Below are 13920 nucleotides of genomic sequence, written 5' to 3'. Positions count from 1 at the left end.
CATGTTACTAAGAAAATCTTTTCAAAAGAAGTGATTTTATCTTTTTTTAAAAATCACTTGTGCTATAACTTAATAATTCTTTACTGCCTGTACAACGCGACCAATGATTTTTACATCTTCAGCTGAAAGATCGTAAGTTTTTGGTTCGTGGATAGGATCATTACTCAATGGTATTAAAGTAATGATGCTTCCAGACTTTGAAATCTTTTTCACGGTAGCATCATAACCGTTGACTTTTACAACGGCAATTTGTCCGTTTTCAACATAAGGAGTTTCCTCTACTAAAACATAAGAACCATCAGGGAATTCGAGATTCATGCTAGTGCCTTTTACAGTAAGGTAAAAATACTTTTTACGCTTGTTTAAAAATGTACTTAGCATTGGTAAATAGCCTTCGATATTTTCTTCAGCGAATATAGGTGTACCAGCTGCTACAGAACCAATGATAGGAATATGAATAATATTTGATTGATCGTTTTGGATGGTTTCATAAATAGAAACTTCTTCTTTAACAGTATTGTCCTCTTGAGTTGCGAGTTTTTCTAAATCATCAGTAGTGATTCCTAATCCCTTACAAACTTTTATTACATTATCAACAGATGCTTTACCAATCCCTCTTGATAACATGGATTGCAGTGTTGTGGGGGGGAGACCTATTTTTTCGGCGAAGGCTCTTTTGCTATAGCCAGCTTCTTTTATTAAGCGTGTTACAACCTCTGCTTTTTTCATTACTTTCACCATCTTTCGTATTAAAGTGTATACGATATTGCGTATTTCTGTATATATCATAACCTAACTGAATTTGTTAGTAAATAGAAAAGTATACGAAATTGAGTATTTAAATATGTTTTTTTTGTTGACTAAATACGAAATTGAGTTTATATTTAAATGGAAATGAACGCAATATCGTACAGAAAATAGGTGGTGAGTCGATGTATCCGAATTTGCGTGCAGAGATGGCGAGAAAAAGAATTATGATTACACAAATTTCTTCGCATCTGAAACTTCGCCACGCAACAGTGAGCGACAAAATAAATGGTAAATTTCGTTTTTATTATGATGAAGCTTTTGAAATTAAGAAAACTTTTTTTCCAGAACATAATTTGGAATATCTCTTTGAATTTGAAGAAAACGAAGCGAATTGAAATCGGAGGAGAATTGCTTAAAATGGATAACCGAATTATTGAATAATGACTTAATAAAAGGGTTCATATCATAGTATTTATTTTAAATTTCGATAATTAGTTAATCTGTAAAAAGAAAGCAACGAATTATGCGTAGTGCGAAATTATCTCAATACAATAAAGATAGTTCAAAATTAGTAGTGAGGAGGAGATGAGAACGATGGAAGAACAAATCTTCAATTCAATGATTCAACAAGGAGCATTCGCAGCTTTATTTGTATGGATGCTGTTTACTACGCAAAAAAAGAATGAACAGCGCGAAGAACAATATCAAAAAGTTATTGAAAAAAATCAACAGGTCATTGAAGAACAAGCGAAAGCATTTAGTTCGTTGTCGAAGGATTTATCAGATGTTAAGCAAAAAATCTTGGGAAACGGGGATGAGAAATAAAATATGATATTAAAGTATTTGTCGCGTATGCAGGTTCTCAAATAGGAATGCGATTAATATATAATAATGAGAAAAAGCCCTAATACCGATAAGTATTGGGTTTTTTTCTCATTAGCTATAGTGAATAAGGTTGTGGTGGATTCTTCAAGAGGAAAGAGTGAATGAAGTCTAATGTAAATGAAATGAAACCTTGAATGATGCTTAGTTATAACGCAGTCTTATTCAGGGGTTCGTTAGTTCATTTTCTAAATTTAGGGAATAAATATAGCTTAGTACCTTGCAATAAATAATACTAAGTGGTATATTATGGATAAAACAGGTACCGTGTATTGAACAGTACTAAGATAGGAAAGGAGGATGGCACTTGAACGTTCAGTTTAAAAAAGGTGTGCTTGAACTTTGTGTATTAGCACTTGTAAAACGTAAAGATAGTTACGGTTATGAACTTGTTCAGCAAATTTCTAATAAATTTTTAATATCGGAAGGGTCAGTATACCCTTTATTACGCCGTTTGACGAAAGAAGGGTATTTTCAAACGTATTTAAAGGAATCTACGGAAGGGCCACCTCGTAAATATTATCAATTAACAGAGCAAGGGGAAACGCAATTTCATTTGTTAGTAACAGAATGGCGTGATTTTGCGAAAGGGGTACAAGAAATTATTGAAGGGGTGGAATGGGATGAGTAAAGAAGGGTTTCTTAAAGAATTATCAAGTTATCTTAGAAAGTTACCAGAGGAGGAGAGGCAAGATATTTTATCGGATTATGAAGAGCACTTTCAATTTGGGATAGAAGAGGGGAAAACTGAATCAGAAATAATACAGGGCCTTGGTTCTCCGAAAGTAATCGCAAAAGAATTACTTGCGATGTATCGCTTCGATGAAATGAAAAAAAATCCATCGACTTCAAATGTGACAAGAGCTGTTATGGCAGCGATTGGACTTAGTTTGTTTAATTTTATTATTGTGTTAGGCCCGTTAGTCGCAATTATTGCTTTTATATTTTCTTTTTGGATTGGTGGTATTGCTAGTGTAGTAACACCATTTTTCGTGATTGGAAAAGTATTTATGGGTACTTTTATATGGTTGGATCTTTTCGTTAGTATAACGTTTGTTGGAGTAGGTTTATTATTATGTATTATCGCTTTTTATAGTACAAAGTGGTTTAAGAGATTGTGTGTACGATATGTAATATGGAACTTCAAAATGATAAAAGGAGAGTAAATGATGAAAAAACTATTTTTAATCGCTATCGCTTGTATCATTATTGGAGTAATAGGAATTTCCCAAACATATGAAAAAGCAGTACAAACTGCTGAAAAAGGCGATAAAGAAAATATAATTAAAAACGAAACATTAAAAAATATAGAAGTTAAGTTAGATGCCGGGGATATTATTGTCCGAAAATCTCCTGACTCTTCTTTTTATATCAAGCAATCAGGAGATGTACGTAAACAAGAGATTCGTATCGCAGAAGATGGTGACACATTAAAAATTATTGGGGAAAGAGAAAAAGGTGCTTCATTTGATTTTTCTTTTTACGATTTTAGGTTTCAAACGTCTAAATTGACTCTCCTTGTGCCCGAACGCTCCTACCAAGATGTAAAAGTAAATTCATCTGCCGGACAAATCGAAATGAGTGATGTGAAAAGTGATAGCGTAAGTGTTAGAACACTTGCTGGAGAAGTAGAGTTGAAACAAGTAACGGCTAAGAATGTGGAGGGATCGACAAAAGCTGGTGAGGTGAACTTTAAGAAGGTATTAGGGAAAGTGACCGCAAAAACAACAAGTGGGGAAATAAATATTCAAGATCATGATTCTAAGTATAATCTAGAAGCAAGTTCAACTGCGGGAGATATAGATATTACTTTATCGGAAAAACCACAAGATGCGGTAATTACTGGGCAAAGTGCTGCCGGAGATGTAACAATTTTTAATGAAGAAAATAATAACGTAACAATTGGAAATGGTAGTAAAAAGATTAGCGGTAAAACGGCTGCTGGAGATGTGACGATTGAAACTCGCTAATAAGAAATAGAATGTATGGAAATCTATCAAAATACAAAAAAGAAGATAATTACCGTATATAAATAAGGTAATTATCTTCTTTTGTTATTTTTAATGTAAATCACGATATACGCCAATTACTTTCCCGATAACTGACACTTGTTTTAAAATGATAGGTTCTAATGAAGAGTTTTCTGGTTGTAGACGGAAATGGTCTTTTTCTTTATAGAAACGTTTAACAGTTGCTTCGTTATCTTCTGTTAAAGCGACTACAATTTCACCATTATATGCAGACTGTTGTTGGCGAACAACAACTAAATCTCCATCGAAAATACCAGCTTCAATCATACTATCTCCAGAAATACGTAACATGAACACTTGGTCTGCTCCAGCAACAATACTAGCTGGAAGTGGGAAATGTTCCTCTACGCTTTCGACAGCTGTAATTGGTAAACCAGCAGTAACTTTTCCGACAATTGGAACTTGAATAACAGATTGTGTTTCTGTATCGATTCGGTCTACGCCTAAAATTTCAATCGCTCGTGGTTTCGTTGGATCGCGTCGAATGTATCCTTTTTCTTCTAATCGTGATAAATGTCCGTGCACTGTAGAACTAGAAGCGAGGCCGACTGCTTGACCGATTTCACGTACGGAAGGTGGATATCCTTTTTCTTGTACTTTTAGCTTAATAAAGTCGAGAATGTCTTGCTGGCGTTTCGTTAACTTTTCCATGTTTTCTAACACCTCGTTTTCTTTCATTTTTCTTATTAATAAGTATAACATGTGAAAAAACATTCTACAAACATAAGTTCGAACAAATGGCTGATTTATGTTACACTATAGGGAAATAATAGGGAGAAAGAGGGGTTCAAAATGAATGCAATTATTTATGCACGTGTGAGTACAACGAAAGAAGCACAAGAAACATCATTATTACGTCAAAAAGATGAATTATTGCATTTAGCTGAGCGCTATCAAATGAATGTTTCTAAGGTGATTGAAGAGCAGGCTAGTGGATATACAATTGAGCGTGACGGTATATTAGAGGTGTTGGATACAATTCGAGACGAACAAATTGATGTGTTACTTATACAAGATGAAACGCGACTTGGTAGAGGAAATGCGAAAATCGCATTAATGCATTGTTTACATAAAGAAGGTATAAAAGTATATACGCATACACATAATGGTGAATTACAATTGTCGGATTCTGATTCGATGGTATTAGATATTATTGGTATTGTTGAAGAATATCAAAGAAAGATTCATAATTTGAAAATTAAACGAGGTATGCAACGTGCAGTAGAAAAAGGCTATCGTCCAGAAAAAAATTTAAAAAATCGGCATTTAAGTGTAGGAAGAGAGAAAAAAGAAGTGCCAATTGAGGAAATTGTACGTTTGCGAAAAAGTGAACTCACGTTTGAAGAAATTGCAGCAACACTACGTGGATTTGGTCATAATGTTTCAAAGGCGACTGTACATCGTAGATATGTAGAGTATACGAAGCAATTGCTTGATAAAGAAGAGTAACTATTGTATGATAATAATCAGTTTTGATTAGAAGGGGGATTCGAGATGATTAATCACGAACTCGTTGAACGCATTAACTTCTTAGCGAAAAAAGCAAAAGCTGAAGGTTTAACTGAAGAAGAGCAACGTGAGCGTCAATCGCTACGTGAACAATATTTAAAAGGATTTCGTCAAAATATGTTAAACGAACTTAAAGGAATTAAAGTTGTTAACGAAGAAGGTACAGATGTTACACCGACGAAATTAAAAGCTTTAAAAAAGCAAGATAATGCAAAATTAAATTAAAAGATGGGCGAAGCCCATCTTTTTTTATTTGTAAAAATCGTTATTTAATAACTTTCCAGTTGTTATTAACTGTTGCTTCTATCGTTTTATGTTCCAATATATAATTAGCGATAAGTTCAGACATATCTGTTGGTATATCTTTTACTACCGGTTTGTTTTGAAACATAAAGAAATTTCCACCGCCACTTGCACGATAATTATTCATTACAACGTCATATTCTTCATTCATATTAAGAGGAACACTGTTATGCTGTAAAGATTCTACTCTTTCACCAATTGGTTTTGAAATGTTTAATACGTATGAAATCCCTTCCCACATATCGTAATTATAATGTTGTGGCTTTGGTTCTATGTAGGTAGGACTTACGATGATGGACCCATCTGTTTTTAATGTGAAATAAGAAGCAGAGAGTTCAAGAGCATCTTTTATATCTGCTCCAGTTATTCTAATTACTTTTAATGTGTTTGGATAAATATAATTAGAAACGATGTCACGCATTGTTACATGTTCCGGAAAACCTGGAGATGTATTATGGAACAAACTTGTACAAGAAATTGATACATTAGCTATATCCATCTGTATTTTATTTATAAATTCGATAAAAGGATGATCATGCAAACGAGTTTGCATAGCATCTGAAATTTGCATGTCTCCCTGAATGATTCCAATAGGTTGATCAAGCCACTTTTGTGTTTTCTCTTCGTAATCGGCTACCAATGAAATTACATTTTGGTCCGCTTCAACTCCTTGTACAGATAATAATTCAGAAGAGCTCTCTTTTTTCACCCATTTATGTTTTGTTTTTTCGAATGTTACTTTTACTTTTCCAACTGAGTGTCCATTGCATCCGGTCTGTAAAATTGTTATACCGTTAGCCATTGTGTGAGAAATTTCTCGGTGTTGATGACCTGTTAGTAAAAGGTCTATACCTTCAATTTCATGGCACATTGCATATCCTTGGTTTTCACCTGTTAACACTTCAGTCGGTTCCCCAGTTTGTAAATCTCTTTCGAATCCACCGTGATAGGCTACGACTAATAAATCTGGTTTCTCATGTTCGTGAATATAAGAAACCCATTTTTTTGTAGTCTTTAATGCATCTTCAAATAGTAAATCTTTAATGTGATGGGCCTGTTCCCAATTTGGGATGTAATGTGTTGTTACCCCTAAAATAGCAATTTTTATATTGGATTCAATCTGTTTGATTATATAAGGTTTTCCGAAATAGGGTTTTTTTATGTTTTTATCTAAAATATTTGCTGATAGGTACGGGAAGTTCGCAGTAGTCACAGCATTATTTAATATATCCATTCCGTAATTAAATTCATGATTGCCGATAATTGCAGCGTCATACTGTAAGTGATTCGCTAATAAGGACATTGGGTTTTTTTTGTTTTTTTCGTATGTAACATAATGATAAGTAAATGGTGTTCCTTGAATAAAGTCGCCATTATCAATTAAAAGAACGTTTATATTTTGGGAACGTTCTTTTTTTATAAGAGTAGAAATTTTAGCTAAACCAAGTTCTGCTGGGGAGTTATCTTGGTAGTGAATGGGATAAACAGTGCCATGTATATCGCTTGTTAATAAGATGTTTAAAGTTACAGTTTGATTATGTTCCAATATGACTCACCTTTTCTATTGTTATCTTCCAATTAATCATATCAAATATGTGAAGTGAAATTTGATGTGAATGTATAGAATGTGTAAAGATTCTGTAAATAACCAATTGTGTATCAAAATATGTGATATATTTCTTCATGTTTACGGAAGGTATTTATATAACAAGAAAAATGGAGGCATTAATATGTTGAAAAAAGTTTTTGCAATGAGTACAACAGTTGTACTAGCAGCGGGATTATTAAGTGGCTGCGGGACGAAAGAGTCAAGTGCAAGTAAAAATGAAGATACGAAAAAAGGTTATGTACCAAAGACCTTAAATGTTCAATTTGTTCCTTCTCAAAATGCGGATACGTTAGAGGCAAAGGCAAAACCATTGGAAAAGCTATTAAGCGATAAATTAAATATTCCGGTAAAAGTTAGTATTTCAACTAACTACAATACAATTGTAGAAGCGATGGCATCTAAACAAGTTGATGTAGGGTTTTTACCACCAACAGCGTACGTATTAGCACATGAAAAGAAGGCTGCAAATGTAATTTTACAAGCGCAACGTTTTGGAGTAGAGGATGAAACAGGAGCTCCTACAAAAGATTTAGTAGACTATTATAAATCTGAATTTGTTGTTAAAAAAGACTCTAATATAAATAGTGTAAAAGATTTAAAAGGTAAAAAAATTGGTTATCAAGATGTAACATCATCAGCAGGGTATGTATGGCCTGCAGCTGTTCTATTAAAAGAGGGAATTGATCCGCTAAAGGATGTGAAACCTGTTACATTAAAAGGTCATGATCAGTCGCTTATTGCTCTTTTAAATGGTGATGTAGATGCAGCTGTTGTATTCCAAGATGCTCGTAATATTGTAAAAAAAGATTATCCAAATATATTTGATCAAACGAAAATAGTGAAATTTACTGAGAAAATTCCGAACGATACAATTTCTGTACGCTCTGATTTAGATGCAGAGTGGAGTAAGAAATTACAAGATGCTTTCATTGAAATTGGAAAAAATGAGGAAGGCCGTAAAATCATTAAAGAAGTATATTCCCATGAAGGATATATTAAATCTGATGATAGTAAATTTGATATTGTTCGTGAATATGGAAAGACAGTGAAGACGCAATAATACATAGTGAACTGGCGGCTAGCTGGAAGGTGTGAGATTTCAGTTAGTTTGCCGTTTTTTAGTTATTGATAATACATTGAAAGTAGGTAAGATGTGTGATAGAGTTTCGAAATGTTTCCAAAATGTATCCGAATGGCACAAAGGGATTGAATAATATAAATTTAAAGATTCAAAAAGGTGAGTTTATTGTAATGGTCGGGTTATCCGGAGCTGGAAAATCTACACTTCTCAGATCCGTAAATCGTCTTCATGAGATTACAGAAGGAGAAATCTTTATTGAAGGTGAGTCTATTACTGCTGCAAAAGGAAAAGGATTAAGGCGTATGCGCCGAGATATCGGTATGATCTTCCAAAGTTTTAACCTTGTAAAGCGATCAACAGTATTAAAAAATGTATTAGCTGGTCGTGTTGGCTATCATTCCACATTACGTACAACGTTAGGTTTGTTTCCGAAAGAAGATGTGGAGCTCGCATTTCAAGCATTAAAAAGAGTGAATATTTTAGAAAAAGCATATGCACGTGCTGATGAATTATCAGGAGGACAACAGCAACGTGTATCGATAGCTAGAGCATTGGCGCAAGAAGCAAAAATCATATTGGCAGATGAGCCTGTTGCATCGTTAGATCCACTTACGACAAAGCAAGTGCTAGATGATTTGAAAAAAATTAATGAAGATTTTGGAATCACGACAATTGTAAATTTACATTCTATTGATTTGGCTAGACAATATGCGACACGTATTATCGGATTACATGCAGGAGAAATTGTTTTTGACGGTTTAGTAGAAGAAGCAACGGATGAAAAATTTGCTGAAATTTATGGGGACGTTTCTCAGAAAAGCGAATTATTAGAGGTGGCAGTAAAATGAATGACGTGACGATATATTCAAATGAAATACCGAAGCCGCCGAGTAAATTGAAACATATATTAACGTTTATTTTAGTTATTTTAATGCTGTGGAGTAGTAGTGTACAAGTAGATGCATCATTTTCAAAACTGGTAGACGGTTTTCCAAATATGGTAGATCTATTGAAAGAAATGGTGCCACCTGATTGGAGTTATTTTCAAGTTATTACAACAGCGATGTTAGATACAATACGTATGGCGATTATTGGGACGACTTTAGGAGCGATTTTAGCCATTCCACTTGCATTGTTTGCAGCAAGTAATGTGTTTACTAACACATTTTTATACAGTCCAGCTCGAATGATTTTAAATTTTATACGAACGATACCAGATTTATTATTGGCGGCTATTTTCGTAGCAATTTTTGGAATTGGGCCACTTCCAGGTATTTTGGCTCTTACTTTTTTCTCAATTGGACTCGTAGCGAAATTGTTGTATGAATCAATTGAATCAATTGACCCTGGCCCACTAGAAGCGATGACAGCTGTAGGGGCTAATAAGGTGCAATGGATTGTTTATGGAGTCATTCCACAAGTAAAAGCGCACTTTGTTTCCTATGTACTATATACATTTGAGGTGAATGTACGTGCAGCGGCTGTCCTAGGTTTAGTAGGAGCAGGTGGTATTGGACTATATTATGATCGTACACTTGGATTTTTACAATATCAACAAACTGCTTCTATAATTATTTATACCCTTATTGTTGTTTTGTTAATTGACTACATTAGTACGTTGTTGCGGGAGAAACTATAATGAATAGAACGACGATGATTGTTCCAAAACCGAAGAAACCGAGTATATATCGCTGGATTATTTTAATAGCACTTACAGTTGTATATGTATGGGCCTTTTCAGGAGTGCCATTAGAAGGGATAAAGGACACAGCAGGTGAAATCACGAAAGCAATTATGACAGGGATATTGAATCCAGACTGGTCGTATGTATCTTTGCCAGATGGTGAAGATTTATTACATGGATTAATTGATACGTTGGCAATTGCGATATTAGGTACATTTATTTCTGCATTTTTATCTGTTCCGTTTGCCTTTTGGGCGGCAACGAATATGAGTAGTGGAAAATTAACTTCAGGATCTGGGAAATTTGTACTTAGTTTTGTTCGTACGTTTCCTGAATTAGTTATGGCTCTTTTATTTATAAAAGCTGTTGGTCCAGGCTCTTTTGCAGGAGTATTAGCCTTAGGATTACATTCTATTGGAATGTTAGGGAAACTATATTCAGAAGGAATTGAAAACATAGATAAAGGACCGACGGAAGCGTTACTAGCAACAGGAGCAAATCGTTTTCAAATACTTTGGTATGCAGTGTTACCACAAGTGTTACCGGATTTTCTATCGTATACGTTATACAGATTTGAAATTAATGTACGATCCGCTGCGATTTTAGGGGTTATTGGAGCAGGAGGGATTGGTACACCGTTAATTTTTGCGCTGAGTTCACGGAATTGGTCTCGTGTTGGGATTATTTTATTAGGTATCATTTTAATGGTAATTATAATTGATTTGATTTCAAGTTCGATTCGGAAACGGATTGTTTAACTTATTTGAAAAGCATCGAAGTTAGATGCTTTTTTGTGTTTTTAAAAACATATTGAAAAAAGTAAGTATAGAAAAGAAGTTTGTATAAATATACAGATAATTCTCTTTCTTTTTAAAATAAAAATAATGAAAAAGTATGTCATATTGAATGCCCATACATTCCCGGAAACATTGATTTTTTTATAAAAAACCAAAAAAATATCAACATATTTGTCGATACATGTTGTATAATCTTGCGTGGGAAGCTATCATATAAATGTATAAAACGTTTACTAATATAAGCGAAGGGAAGAATAGCATGTCACATTCAATCGAACAACTTTCTATCAACACGATTCGCACATTATCCATCGATGCGATTGAAAAAGCAAACTCTGGTCACCCAGGAATGCCAATGGGTGCAGCACCAATGGCTTATACATTATGGACTCAATTTATGAAACACAATCCAAATAACCCAACGTGGTTTAACCGTGATCGTTTCGTATTATCTGCAGGTCATGGTTCAATGTTATTATACAGCCTACTTCACCTATCTGGTTATGATGTAACAATGGATGACTTAAAGAACTTCCGTCAATGGGGAAGCAAAACTCCAGGACATCCTGAGTACGGTCATACAGCTGGTGTAGATGCAACGACTGGTCCACTTGGACAAGGTATTGCAACTGCTGTAGGTATGGCAATGGCTGAAAGACATTTAGCTGCTAAATATAACCGTGATGCGTATAATGTAGTAGATCATTATACATACGCTATTTGTGGTGATGGAGATTTAATGGAAGGCGTTTCTGCTGAAGCATCTTCATTAGCTGCTCATTTACAATTAGGTCGCCTTGTTGTGCTTTATGATTCAAACGATATTTCATTAGATGGCGATTTAAATCGTTCATTCTCTGAAAGTGTAGAAGATCGTTACAAAGCATACGGATGGCAAGTAATCCGTGTTGAGGATGGAAACGATATTGAAGCAATCGCGAAAGCAATTGAAGAAGCGAAAGCTGACGAAAAACGCCCAACGCTAATTGAAGTAAGAACGACAATTGGTTTCGGTTCTCCAAACAAATCAGGAAAATCAGCTTCACATGGTTCTCCACTTGGCGTAGAAGAAACAAAATTAACGAAAGAAGCATATGCTTGGACTGCTGAGCAAGACTTCCACGTAGCAGAAGAGGTATACGACAACTTCCGTAAAACAGTACAAGATGTTGGTGAAACTACGCAAGCAGAGTGGAACACTATGCTAGGTGAATATGCACAAGCATACCCAGAATTAGCAAACGAATTCCAAGCAGCAATGAACGGTCAACTTCCAGAAGGTTGGGAGCAAAACTTACCAACTTATGAATTAGGATCAAAAGCAGCAACTCGTAATTCTTCTGGTACTGTAATTAATGCAATTGCAGAGTCTGTACCATCATTCTTCGGTGGATCTGCTGACCTTGCTGGTTCTAACAAAACATACATGAATAACGAAAAAGACTTTACAAGAGACGATTACAGCGGTAAAAACATTTGGTACGGTGTACGTGAGTTCGCAATGGGTGCAGCAATGAACGGTATTGCACTACATGGCGGTTTAAAAACTTACGGTGGTACGTTCTTCGTATTCTCTGATTACTTACGTCCAGCAATTCGCCTTGCAGCATTAATGCAATTGCCAGTAACGTATGTATTCACACATGACAGTATCGCTGTTGGTGAAGATGGTCCAACACATGAACCAATCGAGCAATTAGCAGCGCTTCGTGCAATGCCAAACGTTTCTGTTATCCGTCCAGCTGATGGTAACGAATCTGTTGCAGCTTGGAGACTAGCTTTAGAATCTACAAACAAACCAACTGCTTTAGTATTAACTCGTCAAGACCTTCCAACATTAGAAGGTGCAAAAGATGATACGTATGAAAAAGTAGCAAAAGGTGCATATGTAGTTTCTGCAAGCAAGAAAGAAACGGCTGATGTAATCTTACTTGCAACTGGATCTGAAGTAAGCCTAGCTGTTGAAGCTCAAAAAGCATTAGCAGTAGACGGCGTTGACGCATCTGTTGTCAGCATGCCATCTATGGATCGCTTTGAAGCTCAAACTGCAGAGTACAAAGAATCTGTATTACCAAAAGCAGTAACAAAACGTTTCGCAATCGAAATGGGTGCTACATTCGGATGGCACCGTTACGTAGGTCTTGAAGGAGATGTGTTAGGTATCGATACATTCGGTGCTTCTGCTCCTGGTGAGAAGATTATGGAAGAGTATGGATTTACTGTAGAGAACGTTGTTCGTAAAGTAAAAGAAATGCTTTAATGATTTCAGAAAAATCTCTCCGGCATGGAGAGGTTTTTCTATGTAAATGAGTTTTTTCGACAGAAAAAGTTTTTTATCTCTCCGCATTCAGACAATCATTGCAAATTTTCTTATATATAATGAAGAGAAAAGGTTGTCCAGATTGGGAGTGGAAAAATGAAAACGTATGAATTGTATTTAATTCAAGAGGATATTGCGAAAGCTTATTTTGGTCGTGAATATTTGTTTTTTGATTTATTTGCTCGATTTTCAGAATCTGGGTCCCTTTCGGAGAAAAAAGTGTTATATAAGCAAATGATGTATATAACGATGCCATTGCAAGTAATGAAAATTCATCATAAATTAGAACAAGCTTTGCGCGTTCTTGGTAAATATGATAGAACACATCATACACATACACTTTATATGGGAGCGGAGTACGGCGAAATAATGGTGAAACCGCACTATATTCGTATGAATACCTCTGGAAATGTCTCTATGGAAACGACTTTCTTTGAGGTGTTAAGAAAGTGTGAATTAACATTTTTAGCTATGGATTATGAAAATACAAAGTACGGATGGCTGAATCCTCTAAAACAAGTACGAACATATGTGTAAAAAATGTCGAATTGTATCTTGTCTTATTGAAAAGGTTTTAGTACACTGTAAGGTAGACAACATGAAGGAGGAAAATATATGCCAATTTGGTTAGGTATTCTAGTGGGCGTAGTAGCACTAGTAGCAGGCGTGGCGTTAGGATTTTTCATTGCCCGCAAATACATGATGAATTACTTACAAAAAAATCCACCAATTAACGAACAAATGTTAAAAATGATGATGATGCAAATGGGACAAAAACCTTCCCAAAAGAAAATCAATCAAATGATGAGCGCTATGAACAAGCAACAAATGAAATAAGCGCTAAAAGACACTCGCCAAGAGTGTCTTTCTTTTTGTTAGTTATAGTTTTTAAAACTTTTAAAAATTCTGTATTTTTGATAAACTGAAAACATCGCTCATTTTAAGGGAGGAGGAA

17 protein-coding genes are annotated in these 13920 nt (G+C 35.0%); 14 read left to right on the top strand and 3 right to left on the bottom strand.

Annotated elements, in window-relative coordinates; genetic code table 11:
* Nucleotides 1-69 precede the first annotated feature (69 nt).
* Nucleotides 70-729 (bottom strand): LexA family protein, encoded by a 660-nt coding sequence (locus tag AC241_RS18230; RefSeq protein ID WP_000708856.1) that lies wholly within the window; start codon nucleotides 727-729, stop codon nucleotides 70-72.
* Between the two features lie 203 nt (nucleotides 730-932).
* Between AC241_RS18230 and AC241_RS18225 the strand changes: the two genes are divergently transcribed.
* From AC241_RS18225 to AC241_RS18205, 5 genes are all read left to right on the top strand, one after another.
* The gene (locus tag AC241_RS18225) at nucleotides 933-1145 is read left to right on the top strand and encodes a hypothetical protein (protein WP_000283430.1); all 213 of its coding nucleotides are present in this window, start codon (nucleotides 933-935) and stop codon (nucleotides 1143-1145) included.
* 199 nt (nucleotides 1146-1344) lie between these two features.
* Entirely contained in the window at nucleotides 1345-1575 is a 231-nt protein-coding gene (locus AC241_RS18220; RefSeq protein WP_000392443.1) for a BhlA/UviB family holin-like peptide, read from the top strand.
* Between the two features lie 364 nt (nucleotides 1576-1939).
* Nucleotides 1940-2263, top strand: coding sequence for a PadR family transcriptional regulator (locus AC241_RS18215; RefSeq protein WP_001102628.1), 324 nt, complete (start codon nucleotides 1940-1942; stop codon nucleotides 2261-2263).
* Nucleotides 2256-2798, top strand: a complete 543-nt coding sequence (locus tag AC241_RS18210) for a DUF1700 domain-containing protein (RefSeq protein WP_016080612.1) — start codon at nucleotides 2256-2258, stop codon at nucleotides 2796-2798. The genes AC241_RS18215 and AC241_RS18210 overlap by 8 nt, the downstream gene beginning before the upstream one ends.
* Nucleotides 2799-3602: a DUF4097 family beta strand repeat-containing protein gene (locus AC241_RS18205; protein WP_050844432.1), complete on the top strand. Its 804-nt coding sequence runs from the start codon at nucleotides 2799-2801 to the stop codon at nucleotides 3600-3602. It abuts the gene before it with no gap.
* Between the two features lie 90 nt (nucleotides 3603-3692).
* Here AC241_RS18205 and lexA read toward each other — a convergent pair whose 3' ends face one another.
* On the bottom strand, nucleotides 3693-4313 hold the full coding sequence (lexA, locus tag AC241_RS18200) for a transcriptional repressor LexA (protein ID WP_016080614.1): 621 nt from the start codon (nucleotides 4311-4313) through the stop codon (nucleotides 3693-3695).
* 141 nt (nucleotides 4314-4454) lie between these two features.
* Between lexA and AC241_RS18195 the strand changes: the two genes are divergently transcribed.
* Together AC241_RS18195 and AC241_RS18190 are read left to right on the top strand one after the other, a co-directional pair.
* A complete protein-coding gene (locus AC241_RS18195; protein ID WP_016080615.1) occupies nucleotides 4455-5111 on the top strand; it encodes a YneB family resolvase-like protein in 657 nt (218 codons plus the stop codon).
* A 45-nt stretch (nucleotides 5112-5156) separates the two neighbouring features.
* Nucleotides 5157-5396 (top strand): DUF896 domain-containing protein, encoded by a 240-nt coding sequence (locus AC241_RS18190; protein WP_000607015.1) that lies wholly within the window; start codon nucleotides 5157-5159, stop codon nucleotides 5394-5396.
* 40 nt (nucleotides 5397-5436) lie between these two features.
* Here AC241_RS18190 and AC241_RS18185 read toward each other — a convergent pair whose 3' ends face one another.
* The gene (locus tag AC241_RS18185) at nucleotides 5437-7020 is read right to left on the bottom strand and encodes a bifunctional metallophosphatase/5'-nucleotidase (RefSeq protein ID WP_043936454.1); all 1584 of its coding nucleotides are present in this window, start codon (nucleotides 7018-7020) and stop codon (nucleotides 5437-5439) included.
* 184 nt (nucleotides 7021-7204) lie between these two features.
* Between AC241_RS18185 and AC241_RS18180 the strand changes: the two genes are divergently transcribed.
* From AC241_RS18180 to AC241_RS18150, 7 genes are all read left to right on the top strand, one after another.
* Nucleotides 7205-8143 carry a phosphate/phosphite/phosphonate ABC transporter substrate-binding protein gene (locus tag AC241_RS18180; RefSeq protein ID WP_000915063.1) on the top strand — a complete coding sequence of 313 codons (939 nt, stop codon included), beginning with the start codon at nucleotides 7205-7207 and terminating at the stop codon, nucleotides 8141-8143.
* 95 nt (nucleotides 8144-8238) lie between these two features.
* The gene (gene phnC, locus AC241_RS18175) at nucleotides 8239-9012 is read left to right on the top strand and encodes a phosphonate ABC transporter ATP-binding protein (protein WP_050844431.1); all 774 of its coding nucleotides are present in this window, start codon (nucleotides 8239-8241) and stop codon (nucleotides 9010-9012) included.
* On the top strand, nucleotides 9009-9803 hold the full coding sequence (gene phnE / locus AC241_RS18170) for a phosphonate ABC transporter, permease protein PhnE (RefSeq protein ID WP_016080618.1): 795 nt from the start codon (nucleotides 9009-9011) through the stop codon (nucleotides 9801-9803). Before phnC ends, phnE (AC241_RS18170) begins: the two co-directional genes overlap by 4 nt.
* The gene (gene phnE, locus AC241_RS18165; RefSeq protein ID WP_001082388.1) at nucleotides 9803-10606 is read left to right on the top strand and encodes a phosphonate ABC transporter, permease protein PhnE; all 804 of its coding nucleotides are present in this window, start codon (nucleotides 9803-9805) and stop codon (nucleotides 10604-10606) included. Before phnE (AC241_RS18170) ends, phnE (AC241_RS18165) begins: the two co-directional genes overlap by 1 nt.
* A 298-nt stretch (nucleotides 10607-10904) precedes the next feature.
* The gene (gene tkt, locus AC241_RS18160) at nucleotides 10905-12905 is read left to right on the top strand and encodes a transketolase (RefSeq protein WP_016080620.1); all 2001 of its coding nucleotides are present in this window, start codon (nucleotides 10905-10907) and stop codon (nucleotides 12903-12905) included.
* A 156-nt stretch (nucleotides 12906-13061) separates the two neighbouring features.
* On the top strand, nucleotides 13062-13502 hold the full coding sequence (gene sirA / locus AC241_RS18155; RefSeq protein WP_050844430.1) for a sporulation inhibitor of replication protein SirA: 441 nt from the start codon (nucleotides 13062-13064) through the stop codon (nucleotides 13500-13502).
* A 78-nt stretch (nucleotides 13503-13580) separates the two neighbouring features.
* Nucleotides 13581-13802: a YneF family protein gene (locus AC241_RS18150; protein WP_001123317.1), complete on the top strand. Its 222-nt coding sequence runs from the start codon at nucleotides 13581-13583 to the stop codon at nucleotides 13800-13802.
* Nucleotides 13803-13920 lie beyond the last annotated feature (118 nt).

This window comes from Bacillus thuringiensis, assembly GCF_001182785.1.
GTDB lineage: Bacteria > Bacillota > Bacilli > Bacillales > Bacillaceae_G > Bacillus_A > Bacillus_A thuringiensis_S.
The sequence above is the reverse complement of the archived record's forward strand: the minus strand, read 5'-3'. Positions and strand labels throughout refer to the sequence as shown.

Coding starts and splice junctions, on each gene's coding strand:
- AC241_RS18190 (WP_000607015.1), top strand. CDS start 5,157: ATGATTAATCACGAACTCGTTGAACGCATTAACTTCTTAGCGAAAAAA.
- AC241_RS18230 (WP_000708856.1), bottom strand. CDS start 729: ATGAAAAAAGCAGAGGTTGTAACACGCTTAATAAAAGAAGCTGGCTAT.
- AC241_RS18225 (WP_000283430.1), top strand. CDS start 933: ATGTATCCGAATTTGCGTGCAGAGATGGCGAGAAAAAGAATTATGATT.
- AC241_RS18210 (WP_016080612.1), top strand. CDS start 2,256: ATGAGTAAAGAAGGGTTTCTTAAAGAATTATCAAGTTATCTTAGAAAG.
- AC241_RS18205 (WP_050844432.1), top strand. CDS start 2,799: ATGATGAAAAAACTATTTTTAATCGCTATCGCTTGTATCATTATTGGA.
- lexA (WP_016080614.1), bottom strand. CDS start 4,313: ATGGAAAAGTTAACGAAACGCCAGCAAGACATTCTCGACTTTATTAAG.
- AC241_RS18195 (WP_016080615.1), top strand. CDS start 4,455: ATGAATGCAATTATTTATGCACGTGTGAGTACAACGAAAGAAGCACAA.
- AC241_RS18180 (WP_000915063.1), top strand. CDS start 7,205: ATGTTGAAAAAAGTTTTTGCAATGAGTACAACAGTTGTACTAGCAGCG.
- tkt (WP_016080620.1), top strand. CDS start 10,905: ATGTCACATTCAATCGAACAACTTTCTATCAACACGATTCGCACATTA.
- phnE (WP_016080618.1), top strand. CDS start 9,009: ATGAATGACGTGACGATATATTCAAATGAAATACCGAAGCCGCCGAGT.
- AC241_RS18220 (WP_000392443.1), top strand. CDS start 1,345: ATGGAAGAACAAATCTTCAATTCAATGATTCAACAAGGAGCATTCGCA.
- phnE (WP_001082388.1), top strand. CDS start 9,803: ATGAATAGAACGACGATGATTGTTCCAAAACCGAAGAAACCGAGTATA.
- AC241_RS18150 (WP_001123317.1), top strand. CDS start 13,581: ATGCCAATTTGGTTAGGTATTCTAGTGGGCGTAGTAGCACTAGTAGCA.
- sirA (WP_050844430.1), top strand. CDS start 13,062: ATGAAAACGTATGAATTGTATTTAATTCAAGAGGATATTGCGAAAGCT.